9 protein-coding genes are annotated in these 12,177 nt (G+C 45.5%); 2 read left to right on the plus strand and 7 right to left on the minus strand.

Annotated elements, in window-relative coordinates; all coding sequences use genetic code 11:
• The 4 genes from A3762_RS21105 to A3762_RS21120 form a co-directional block, all read right to left on the minus strand.
• The coding region (locus tag A3762_RS21105) for an ABC transporter substrate-binding protein (RefSeq protein ID WP_231878885.1) at positions 1–551 on the minus strand (551 nt) is incomplete at its 3' end.
• A gap of 29 nt (positions 552–580) precedes the next feature.
• Positions 581–1,681 carry an enoyl-CoA hydratase/isomerase family protein gene (locus A3762_RS21110; RefSeq protein WP_068757495.1) on the minus strand — a complete coding sequence of 367 codons (1,101 nt, stop codon included), beginning with the start codon at positions 1,679–1,681 and terminating at the stop codon, positions 581–583.
• Between the two features lie 39 nt (positions 1,682–1,720).
• On the minus strand, positions 1,721–2,506 hold the full coding sequence (locus A3762_RS21115; RefSeq protein ID WP_068757497.1) for an enoyl-CoA hydratase: 786 nt from the start codon (positions 2,504–2,506) through the stop codon (positions 1,721–1,723).
• 56 nt (positions 2,507–2,562) lie between these two features.
• Positions 2,563–3,726 carry an acyl-CoA dehydrogenase family protein gene (locus tag A3762_RS21120; protein ID WP_068757505.1) on the minus strand — a complete coding sequence of 388 codons (1,164 nt, stop codon included), beginning with the start codon at positions 3,724–3,726 and terminating at the stop codon, positions 2,563–2,565.
• A 214-nt stretch (positions 3,727–3,940) separates the two neighbouring features.
• Between A3762_RS21120 and dinG the strand changes: the two genes are divergently transcribed.
• Positions 3,941–6,079 (plus strand): ATP-dependent DNA helicase DinG, encoded by a 2,139-nt coding sequence (gene dinG, locus A3762_RS21125; RefSeq protein WP_068757499.1) that lies wholly within the window; start codon positions 3,941–3,943, stop codon positions 6,077–6,079.
• A gap of 235 nt (positions 6,080–6,314) precedes the next feature.
• On the opposite strand, the gene A3762_RS21130 is transcribed toward dinG, so the two are convergent.
• A complete protein-coding gene (locus tag A3762_RS21130) occupies positions 6,315–7,253 on the minus strand; it encodes a threonine/serine exporter family protein (protein ID WP_197469468.1) in 939 nt (312 codons plus the stop codon).
• 151 nt (positions 7,254–7,404) lie between these two features.
• Here A3762_RS21130 and A3762_RS21135 point away from each other — a divergent pair, with 151 nt between their 5' ends.
• Positions 7,405–8,196, plus strand: coding sequence for a thioesterase family protein (locus tag A3762_RS21135; RefSeq protein ID WP_068757501.1), 792 nt, complete (start codon positions 7,405–7,407; stop codon positions 8,194–8,196).
• Positions 8,197–8,477: 281 nt separating this feature from the next.
• On the opposite strand, the gene A3762_RS21140 is transcribed toward A3762_RS21135, so the two are convergent.
• Together A3762_RS21140 and A3762_RS21145 are read right to left on the minus strand one after the other, a co-directional pair.
• On the minus strand, positions 8,478–11,195 hold the full coding sequence (locus tag A3762_RS21140) for a LuxR C-terminal-related transcriptional regulator (RefSeq protein ID WP_068757503.1): 2,718 nt from the start codon (positions 11,193–11,195) through the stop codon (positions 8,478–8,480).
• A 103-nt stretch (positions 11,196–11,298) separates the two neighbouring features.
• Complete coding sequence (locus tag A3762_RS21145) at positions 11,299–12,096, minus strand: sulfite exporter TauE/SafE family protein (protein ID WP_068757504.1); 798 nt, start codon at positions 12,094–12,096, stop codon at positions 11,299–11,301.
• Positions 12,097–12,177 lie beyond the last annotated feature (81 nt).

The following is a 12,177-nucleotide window of genomic DNA, read 5'->3' on the forward strand; positions in this document are numbered from 1 at the left end:
GCTGCCACGCTATCTACATCTAATAAGCTTTGTTGGTAGCGTGGGTGGCCTTTCTCAATGAGTGTGTAGAAAGAATAAACCACGTCTTCAGCATCGATAGGGTGCCCATCATGAAAACGCGCTTCGTTTCGAATGTCATATTCGACCCAAGCATAGTTGTCGGGGTAGCGAATGGTTTGCGCGATTAATCCGTAAGCGGTTTGAACTTCATCGGCAGAAGAGGCGTAGCTGCCTGTTCCTGCCATGAGCGGTTCATTCAGCTCAGAAAACCCATACATAAACAAACCTGGCGTATTGAACGGGCTTGTACCTTTAAGTGTGTAGGGGTTGAGTGAGTCAAAAGTGCCGAAGCCCATTAAACGTAAAGTTCCGCCTTTTGGTGCGTTAGGGTTTACCCAGTCAAAATGTGTAAAGCCTTCATCGTATTTTGCAGAACCATAGAGAGAAAGCGCATGCCCTGAAATGATTGTTGGCTTAGGAGCTTCGGATTCACTGTGCGCGTGTTGGCTCAGTAATAGAAGGCTCAAAAGAATGAAAAGAGTGTTTGCCATAGTTTGAGCCTTAGGTCCTTTTAAGATGCTTAAAGTAAGTCGGTGATAGGGTTGGAAGACCAAGGGGGAGTATACAGGGCTTCCATTTCCGAGGCACTTACAGCACTAAAGTGTGCGTGTTGCCGTACTGGCTTTTTGTCTTTATCGATCAAAAGCGCTCTAACGCCTTCAGCAAACTCTGGGTGGCGCACAAGGTTGGTGGCAAGTATTAACTCAGAGCTGAATACTTCTTTCAAACTTGCGTATCGGAAACGTCTGAGTTGCTCGAAGATCACTAACATAGATTGTGGTGAGCCTGCATTCATCGTGGCAATCGCTTTGCTCAACCAAGGGCTTGCGTCTTTGATGCTATTTAGGTCATGAACAATATCGCCAAGCCCTCCTGTTTGGCATATGCCCTCGAGTAAACTCTCATGGTGCGATAAGTTCGAATCAACTGAGTTTTCGCAGCCAAGTTCGTAGATGATTTGGCTAACAAGCGCATGGTTATCTTTGGTTTTCCATGATGCAGCAGCCAAAGCGCTTTGTAAGCTTTCGAGTTTTTCGTTTGCAACGAAATGATCTGCGATGCCAAGTGTCAGCGCGTCCGTTGCATTAATACTTGCTCCTGTTAGCGCAAAGAATATTCCCAAACCACGTGGCATTCGACTCAAGAAATAAGTACCACCTACGTCAGGAAACAAACCAATGGTAATTTCGGGCATTGCGATGCGAGAAGTTTCCGTGACCACACGATGACTGGCTCCAGCCATCAACCCAAGTCCACCGCCCATGACAATGCCTTTGCCTAAACAGATGATTGGTTTTTCATAGGTGTGGATTAAATAATTGAGTTGGTACTCTTCTAAGAAGAAGGTTTCAGCGTATTCGCACACGCCATCTTTAGGGTTAAGGGAAGATTCATACAGAGCTTGGACATCTCCGCCGGCACAGAATGCTTTTTCTCCGCTGCCTGACAGAATGATACAGGCAATTGTTTTGTCTTCACGCCATGTATCAAGCTGCTCACGCAAGAGGCGAATCATTTCAAGATTTAAGCTGTTGAGTGCTTTTTCTTGATTCAGAATAAGACGGCCAATACGTCCTTTTTTGGCTTCAATTTCTTCAACAATGACTAGCGGAGATGACATTCCAAAACCCTTATTATTATGTATTCAAATGATATTTAGTTACGACCACGATGGGCTACGTTTTTCTAGGAAGGCATTGGTACCTTCGAGCTGATTCGCTTCGCCAATTAGATCAATGAATTCGCTGCGTTCATCAATTAGCCCTTGAGCAATCGCCTTTTCGCGAGGAGCAGTCATTAAACGTTTACAGGCGCGAATGGCATCGGGGCTTTGCTCTGCGGTTTGTTTCGCTAGTTCTATTGCGCGCGCTGTTGCCGCACCTTTGGCAGTGGTTTCTTGGGCTAGGCCAATTGTTAACGCGCGCTCTGCATCGATGCGTTCACCCAAAAGAATAATGCGACTTGCCCACGCTTCGCCAACTAACCACGACAAACGTTGTGTGCCGCCTGCACAAGGGAGTAGTCCTACTTTCGCCTCTGGGAGTGCAAGCTGTGCGTGTTCTTCTGCGATACGAATGTCGCAAGCTAGGGCGCACTCGAGCCCGCCACCCATCGCATAGCCATTAATCGCCGCGATAGTCACTCCGCTAAACGAAGCGAGAGCCTCAAAGGCTTCACCGAATGCTTCGGCCACTTCTTTTGAATAAGCTTTGTCGCCACCGGAAAATTGCTTCAAATCTGCACCTGCAGAGAAGAATTTTTCACCTTGACCATACACAACAATGGCGACGATTTCGCCAGACTCTTCAGCTTGTTCTACGACTGATTTCAGACCGTTTAAGCTTTCAATAGTCCAGGTATTTGCAGGTGGGTTGTTGATTGTGATGACTAAAACAGAGCCTTGTTGCTCTGTTGCAATAAGAGGTGTGGGGCTGTTGATGCTCATGTTCACTCCTAACTTGATTTATTGTAAAACACTTATGCCTAGGTTCATGCTCGAGCTTACATCTGAACTAGGGCTAGGTTTGGATCGTTGAGTAGTTTGCGGGCAATAATGACGCGCATGATTTCATTCGTGCCTTCGAGAATTCTATGCACGCGGCAATCTCTAAAGTGACGTTCTAAGGGGTACTCTTTGATGTAGCCGTAACCGCCATGAATTTGCAGGGCTTCATCACATAGTGTAAAGCAGACATCCGTTGCGAAGCGTTTAGCCATCGCACAGTATGTGGTTCGTTCAGAGTCTTTTTGATCTAGTTTGTAGGCTGCAAGGCGAATCATTTGCTTGGCTGCGGTCAGATCCGTCAGCATGTCAGCTAGCTTGTTTTGAGTACTTTGGAATTGTGCGAGCGATTGACCGAACTGTTCTCTCTCTTTTGCATAGTTGGTGGCGGCGCTTAGTGCTGAGATTGCTGTGCCGGTTGAGCATGCGGCAATATTAATTCTCCCGCCGTCCAAGCCTTCCATCGCCAACTTAAAACCTTGGCCTTCTTCTGCTAGGCGATGAGATTGTGGAACACGTACTTGATCAAAATTTATTTGACGCGTTGGCTGCGCATTCCAGCCTAGTTTGTCTTCTTTTTTTCCGTAGCTAATGCCTTCGCTATCGGCAGGAATCGCAATACAACTCACGCCTGATGCACCTTGCTCGCCGGTACGAACCATGGTGATCAGTAAGTCGGTAGACCCCGCGCCAGAGATAAATACCTTGCTGCCCGATATGATGTAGTCATCGCCATCTTTGACTGCGCTTGTAGTGAGTGATGCTGCATCAGAACCTGCACCAGGCTCAGTAAGACAATAACTTGCGAGTTTCTCACCGCTCGCTAAGGGTTCAGCCCAGTCATTTATTAAGCTCTCTTGGCCGTAGGTGCTGAGCATTTTAAAGGCCATATTATGAATGCTGATAAAAGCAGCCGTTGTGGTACAGCCAGTCGCAAGCTGCTCCATAATTAAACAGGCATCTAAGCGGCTCAGACCAATACCAAAATATTCCTCAGGCACATACATTGCCATGAAGCCAAGCTTGCCGGCTTCGATAAAAGCATCCTTCGGAAAAATGGCTTCTTCGTCCCACTGTTTTGCATTGGGAGCAAGATGATTTTCAGCGAATTTACGTGCGGTGTCTTGGAATGCGGTTTGATCGGGACTTAGTTCAAAATGCATGCGTTGCTCCATACTGCTTTCGTTTTTATGCTTGTTTTTGTACGACGTAATTTATTATTCGTTTTGTCTGTCGCTTGATACAGCGAGCATTCAAACTCTGATAAACTGCGCTGCGCCATGATTATAGGGGCTGCTGCCTCAGCATTTCTATACTTGTGTCCGAGTTATTCAAGTTTTCTTTTTTCTCTACAGGCACCGTTGAAGACCCCGTTGTATGTTAAGCCAAGAACAAAAAGCCTTAATTCAATCCAGTTATAGCAAGTTCACCGGCCGAGATGGTTTTCGTCCGCGCTATGGCCAGCGATTGATGATCGCTGAAATCGCTAAGTATTTGGGCTCAATTAAAAGTAATGCCGAAGGCTTAAGAAATAGCGCGCCGACCACTTGCGTCGTTGAAGCTGGCACCGGTACTGGTAAAACACTTGGCTATTGCATGGCAACTCTGCCTATCGCGATTGAACTCGGTAAAAAACTCGTTGTATCTACGGCAACGACAGCGCTTCAAGATCAAATTTTGAGTAAAGATTTGCCTGAACTCGCCAAACACTCTGGGATCGATTTTTCGTATGCTTTAGCAAAGGGTAGAGGTCGCTATGTGTGCTTGAGCAAACTAGAGCAACGCATTGAGTCGTTCTCGGCCGATCCAAACGATGCCACTATCCCGCTTTTCTTGATTGATCAGGGCAATGACGAGGAATTATCAGAAGAGCAGTTACAGGGATTTTTTAGCCGTTATGCCTCAGGTGCATGGGACGGTGATCGAGACACGCTTGAAGAGCAGATCGACTCGCGTGCTTGGTCGATGCTGACCGCAGATAATCAGCAATGCTCTAACAGACGTTGCAGCTATTTTAGTAGTTGCCCTTACTACGAAGCGCGAAATCGTTGGGACGAAGCTGATGTTCTCATCGCTAATCATGATTTATTGCTATCAGATTTAGCCTTAGGCGGCGGTGTTATATTGCCAGCGCCTGAGCAAAGTATTTATGTGTTTGATGAGGCGCACCATCTACCCGATAAAGCGCTTGGGCACTTTATGGTTACAAGTGGTTTAAAAGCATCGCAGTCTTGGTTGAAGAGTTTGAGTAAATCTTTGGCAGAGATGCTGCCAGCCATTCAAGCCGGTCATTTTGTTGCTTCTAATATCGAACAGATTTCTCCCTTGAGCATTACTCTGCAGCAAAAGATTGATGCCTTTTATATGAACTTGGCGGAAGGTTTAGATTGGGATCAGGAAGAGGGCGCATCAGAAAGTCGATATCGGTTTACAGATGGAATATTACCCAATGAGGTGAAAGAACAGGCCTACAACATCAAACTAGATTTTGCATCGCTATGTCGTTATCTCGATGAGATTCGTGCTGAACTAAATCGTAGTGTGGACGAGAAATCTGACTGTGGTTTGAATAAAGAAGAGGCAGAGCAATGGTACCCAGTGATCGGTTCGCACTTTAACCGTGCCGATGGGCACTATGCTTTGTGGCAGTTCTATTCAAAAGATTCTAAGCCCGATGATCAGCCAGATGCGCGATGGGCGACCTTGCGTGACTATGAAAATGGTTCAGACATCTATTTGTTTGGCAGCCCACTGAGTGCAGGCGGCTTGTTAAATATTGCGCTTTGGAAGCGTGCTTACGGCGCCGTGTTGACTTCTGCAACACTCACTGCACTCGGAAAGTTTGATCATTTACGACACAAGGCAGGGCTTCCTGAAGGCTCGGTGTATCATCGCGTACCAAGTCCATTTGATTTTCAGCAAGCGGGTCTATTAAGAGTACCGCCGATGCGTTCATTGCCGAATCAAGCACAGGCGCATACGCAAGAGTTGATCGATGATCTTGAAGATTGGATCGAAGATCATAAAGCAGTGCTTGTGTTGTTCAGTTCGCGCAAGCAGATGAATGACGTGTTTTACAGAGTCGATCGTGACTTGCGTGAAGATATGTTGACCCAAGACGATATGGGTAAGCAGGAATTGATTCAGCTGCATAAGAAAAAAATAGATCAGGGTAAGCGCAGTATTTTGTTTGGTCTGGCGTCACTTGCCGAGGGTATCGATTTGCCAGGTAAGTATCTGACGCATGTTGTTATTGCCAAAGTGCCGTTTGCTGTGCCGAATGATCCTTTAGAGCAAGCGATTGCTGAGTGGATTGAAAGTCAGGGGCGTAATCCCTTTATGGAGATCTCTGTTCCTGAAGCAAGTTTGCGACTGATTCAGGCATGTGGCCGTTTGATCAGAACAGAGCAAGATTCAGGGCAAATTACGATTCTCGATCAACGATTAATCACCAAGCGTTACGGCAGCTTGTTGCTTGATGCTTTGCCACCTTATCGTCGTCAGCTGGGTTCTTAGTTTAAGCAATTGTCTACCGTTCAATCTTTTGCGCATAAATTGCATGAGCAGTAATTTGGCCCACCACAATTGCTGAAAATATGAGGGCTGCCGACTCACCAACACTTGGTATCGGCAGTACTGTCGCCTCATAAAAGTTTTGCCCAGCGCTCACTAATATACGGCTGCCAGGTACCATCAAAATGATGCCCTGGACCATGTATATATTTCCAATGAGTTTTAAGTTCTTCGCCACCTATGTCGAATACAAGGTGATCAATGTGGCAGTGATCCATGTTGCTGCGACCCAGCCATGATCGAAGCTGAATAGAGTGGGACCCCACGTGCCTAGGGCCATTGCTGGAACACCTCGCCAAATATCTTTAGGTCGAATGTTAAAGAGAATACCTATGCTTGTTGCCAGTAATACTGCGCCGATGGCGGAGCTATAAAAAGGTAATTCGTTGGTGTAGGGCACCGCACTCGTATTAAGCAGAGCATCGCAAAAACGAATGCCGATAAATATGCCGAAGAAGAGTTTAATGACGGACAAGATGGCTTGCCCTAAAAAGCTCATCCCCGATACAAGATCGTTGAAAGCGAAGCATTCTAAAGCGTTGGATATCGAGAGGCTTGGTACAAACAGCAGAACAGCCGCGATACCCATCGTCCAGACCGAGATATGAAAGCCAATAGAGTTAAGATACTCGGCGATGATTGCGACGAAAAATGTTGAGAAAAACTCAATGGCGACGGCGCGCCTGCCTGTTAGCTCTTGCATGCACAGCCATACAACTATGCCAAAAAGAGGGCTGAATGCTAGTGCTTCTAAAGAGCTACCAACGAGTAACAGGTAGGCAGGTGGTACAAGTACGCACGACAAAAACTCCATAAATCTGCCGGGCGGTTTGCTGTCAATTGGAATGGATTCATCATCGCGCACAATCCGGTTTATTGTTTGTGCAAGGAGCGTGAACTCGAGAGTTGGAGTTTTTAGACGTTTCATGATGACGCTATTCGTTTCATCATGAAATTGAAAATTAATGAAGTTCGCATATGCCATTATGGTAACTGCAATGCCCCTATTCCTCGCGTAGTGCTCAACATACTTTTCAAGCTTGTAGGGCGGGCAACCGGCGCTATGGAGTGTTTCTCCTATATCCACGATTTTAGTTACTAAGTGGTGGTCGTACATAAATTCTGCATTCCGGCGTTATTGTCGTTCACTAAATATGTGCCACTTTCTGACTTAGTCCATTTATGAAACGGGCTTTTTCAGTGCGTATATTTGCGCGCTAGGTATAAGTGTTTAAGATGCGTTTCTCTGTCAAGAAACCATAAGAGGTATGTCGGTGAATTTTGATAAGTATTTGGCGCAGATAAATAAAGAACCTAGCGTTGTAGAGTTGATTCCAGATTGGATGCAAGGAAGAGCTGGGTTCGGCGGAATCGTTGCGGCATTGGTCTTTGAATCAATGCGCAAGCAATTGTCACAACCTGTGCCGGTGAGGTGTTTGCAAATTTCATTTGTTGGACCAGTTGATAGCAGTCCGCTAGAGGTTTCTGCCGAAGTTCTGCGTGAAGGTAAGAGCGTGTCGCATGTCGTTGGAAAAGGCGTGCAGGATGGTCAGGTGAAGGTCCTTATTCAAGGGAGCTTTGGTGCCTCAAGAGAGTCTGCAATTCATGTCGCCGCAGAGCCTTTAGTGTTGACAGGGGGTGTTGATCAGACACAGAAGCTTCCGTATATCAAAGACATGATTCCCGAATTTACAAAGCACTTTGATTTTAGGTATTTGACTAAATTTCCATTCGCGGGCTCAGATGAAACCTCTCTCGAAGGCTATGTTCGTTTTTCTGAAGAGCCAGAATCCGTGAGTGAAGCGCATTTATTAGGTTTGATTGATGCGTGGCCCCCAACAACCCTGCCTATGATGAAAAAGCTATGCATGGCGAGTTCTCTTAGTTGGACGGTCGAATTCATTCAGCCATACCAAGCACCCCGTGGAGATGAGTATATTGGTTACAAGGCCGATATTGTGGATTCGCAAGACGGTTATGCCTATGCACGAGCAAAAGTGGCGAACGATAAAGGTGAGTTAATTGCCATTAGTCAACAAACAGTAACGCATTTTGGCTAGCTTGTTCTTAGCGTCTAACTGAGCATAAAAAAGGCAAAAAAAAGCGGTAGTTAGTGCCGAACTTACTAACTACCGCTGCAATGTAGGGCAATATGCCCTGATCGGAAATGCTGGTTGAGGAGAAAGGCCTGAATTCTCGCCTCAACACAATGTGTTTCGATGGGTTTAATATTAGGGGCGTAGGGGGCGTAATTTAATCGTCCTAAGGGAGTAGTCCCTTTGTGAAAAGCCGTAAAAGTGTGATTTTTTTCTCACTTTTAGATGATTTTAAAGACTTTTCCCTAAATAACTTCTAGCTGACGGGCTTTTGAAAGTGCCTCTGTGCGGCTTTTTGCACCAATCTTTCCGTAGATGTTTCGAATGTGGGCTTTTACTGTCGCTGGTGCGAGTGATAATTTTTGTGCAATTTCTTTATTTGCTAAGCCTTGGTCTATCAATCTGATCACTTCTAGCTCGCGCTGACTTAAGGGTTCGAGCAGTTTAAGATTTCCTTCTAACGCCGCTGCACCCGGAAGCTGTGTCTGACCACTTGTTTGCGCGGCTTTTACGCCCAGTTCTTCACTGAGCTTTTTCAGATAGGCATCGGGAATGTTGGCGGGTTTACATAGCGCAAGGACATTCGGAGTGTCTTCATCCTCGTGTACAAAGACACGGGTCATTCCTTCCCGTCCTGCAAGCGTGAGCGCTTCGGTAATAGCTTCTGCTGCTTCATCATTGTGTTTTGATTTGAACAGGCATAATGCTTTGATAAGCAGTGCTTGGATTAAATGATAAGTATGATTTAGGTCTCTCGCTTGGATTGCGATACGCTCGCATATTTCTAGCGCAAGGGCACTGTGCTTTTGTTTCAGATATAAGCGCGCTTTGCTTAGATTGATATCTTCAAAATTTAGGGGCAGCTCGTTGATCGCCTCTGCGTCGATAGATTCCAGCACGACGTTGGCACCTTCAAGATTATTTATGGCGACAAGGCAACGCGCTTTCATCGCTCTTAAACTCGGGGGCGTATACATCATCGCGTCTTTTTTGTGTTCATAGACGTTGATGGCATCATCTAGGCGTTCTATCGCTTCGATAAACTCGCCTTTCGAAAACAATACATTAGCTTGCGTGTATTGAATTAATATATGTAGGCCGGGCTCTGTTCCGATATTGATGTGCTTCAGCAAGGGGTTAATGTAGGCCGACGAAATAGTAATCTCACCTCGTTCGAGGTAGATCATCGCCAGAATACTGTTTTGCCAGCACGATAAAATTCTTGGTTGTGATGGATCGTGGAAGCTATCTATCCAGTGTTGATTCTGCATTCCCGTTTCAAGCGCCGCATCAAGTTTGCCTTGGTAGTAGTAGATCCAACCAAGTAAACCGCTACTAGAAAGCACGGTTGTGTATTTCTTTTCTCGTTTGCCGTGCTCTATAGCTGCTTTTAAAGCTGTCTCAGCAGACTCTAAATCACCCACCGTGAAGCTGTCTAAGCCAATTCCATAGTATGTCACTGATTTGAGTGGCATATTAGTGCTGTCTAATTCCTCTAATACCTGCTTAGTCAGCTGACTAGCGCCACGTAGATCTGATTGCGAACGGGCGATATAAGAGCGAATTAATGAGATTTCGCTATGTAGATCAACAAGCTCGTCAGTACTGGTCTCTATGTTTGCTAGACGCTGTTGATCGATTAATGCTTCTAATTCATCAAGCAGAGGTTGGATGACCTCGATTTTATTACTGAAAAATAGGGCCCAAATTCTCAATAGAAGAATTCTGGGTGAGCGAGATTTGAGTTGCTCTGGAATGGCAGCTATCCATTCGAGCATCGGCAGATGATGCCCTTCATGAATTAAATTGTTGCCGTTGCTTTCAAGTAGTCTTGCTAGAAGTTCCCACTCTTGAAGAAGCACAGCTTGTTCGATGGCTTCATGTGGTTGGTTATGCTCGATGAGCCAGTCTATAGCGCGAGTTTGTAGCTCAATTAGATGTGCTTTTTGGTTCTTTCGTAATCGTTTGAGTAGTGAGTCTCTAAACATCTCGTGGTAGCGAAACCACTCACCTTGGCTATCTAGCGGGATCAGGAAAAGATTTTTTTGTTCGAGTTCTTGCAGTATTTCTCGACTATTGTTCGTTCCGCGGATGTAGTCGCATAGCTCAGCGTTTAAGCGCAGTAAGCAAGAGGAGTCTAGTAAAAAGCTTTGGGTCTCTTCAGGCTGCAACCCGAGAATTTCACTTAACACATAATCTGAAAAATGACGTTCGTCAGCCAGTAATTTCTTCGTACTAATATAGGCTTGTTCGTTATCTGGCTTACCTGATGCAGACAAGGCTGTCAGCTGCATTGCTGCAATCCAGCCTTCTGTCCGTTGAAATATGTCTTGGATTTGTTTGTCGGTAAATGCAAGTGACATGTAGTCTTTGAAAAAAGCTTTTGACTCGTCATAGCTGAATACGAGATCAGAGGCGTATATCGCGTCTACCCAATTTTTGACGCTCCAGCGAGATATCGACAATGCAGGCTCAAACCGAGATGTAAGAATGATTTCTACATTAGGTGGAATGAAGTCAACTAAGTAAGCAAAGCTGCGCAAGATTTCTGGGTCGGTAATATTATGAAAGTCGTCGAGAACTACAGACAATTCGTTACCGGCCATAGACCAAGTTGTTAACTCGTTAACGAGAGAGGTTACAACGGCTTCGCTTGGTTGATGCTCAGAAATTAATTGATTGGCTTCTTCACCGAAATTATCAATTGCGGTCGCAATACTGCCGATTACATATTGCCAGAATCTCTGGGCATTATTGTCGTGTTCATCTATTGAGAGCCAACTAACACGGCGGTCTTGCTGGTGCAGCCACTGTAAAATCAGGGTTGTTTTGCCGTATCCAGCAGGAGCAGATACAAGTACTAATTTTCTTGCGGATCGAGAAATAAGACGGTCTAACAATCTAGGACGTGAGACACTATTAGGATTAAATGCGGGAGCAAGGAATTTAGTTGTGAGTAGCATTTTGGCTATGTTTTAACTCTCAGAAAACGTGACAAATACTGCGAAACTATATCCTATGGCATTGTCTCAAAAAGTAAACTTAATCACCGTTCATGAGAGAGACTTAAAAGAACGCGTATTTCATTCCGATACCCAGCAATAACATTGCAAGAATTGGCTGCAAGATGTTGCCTGGTACACGTTTGCTGTATTTAGACCCCCAGAATATCGCCGGGATTGATCCGCAAAGCAATGACGCGAGAAGTACGAAATCGATGTGGCCTAATTGCATGTGGCCAAGGCCGGCTATAAGTGTGAGCGGGACGGCATGAGCGATATCGGTACCAATAATGGTTACCGGGCTCATACGTGGATACAAAATCATTAATATGGCCGCGCCAAATGCTCCGGCGCCCACAGAAGAAAGGGTGACGCACACGCCTAAAAATACGCCCATTGAAACCGTTAGTATGGTTTTATGCTTTTCAACCCATGCAGATTGTCCTGCGCTCAATGAGGTTGATTTAAGTATTCTGTCTTTGATCAGAATAATGACTGCGGTGAACATCAACATAATGCCCAGCGAGGTTAATAATATGTGTTGATATTTTTCGATGTCGCCAAAGACGTATTTAAGAACAAAGATCGTGATGATGGAGGCGGGTATGCTCCCGGCTCCAAGCGTAAAGACAACACGCCAATTAATGGTTTGTTGTTTCGCATGCGCAATAATGCCACCCGCTTTGGTGCCGGCGGCATAGAATAAATCAGTTCCAATCGCGATATGCGGTGGGTAATTGAAGAGAATGAGCAGGGGTGTCATGAGTGATCCGCCACCGACGCCCGTAAGGCCAACGAGGAATCCGACACCGGCTCCAGCCAGAACATATTGCAAAAAATCGGCTAAGGCCACAAATTCCATATTTTTTAGTCTATATTGTTAGCGGTCTGATAGAGCTTAAGTGAAAGAGTAATATATAGGATGTTTTTATTCTTCAAAATA

The organism is Oleiphilus sp. HI0125 (assembly GCF_001635355.1).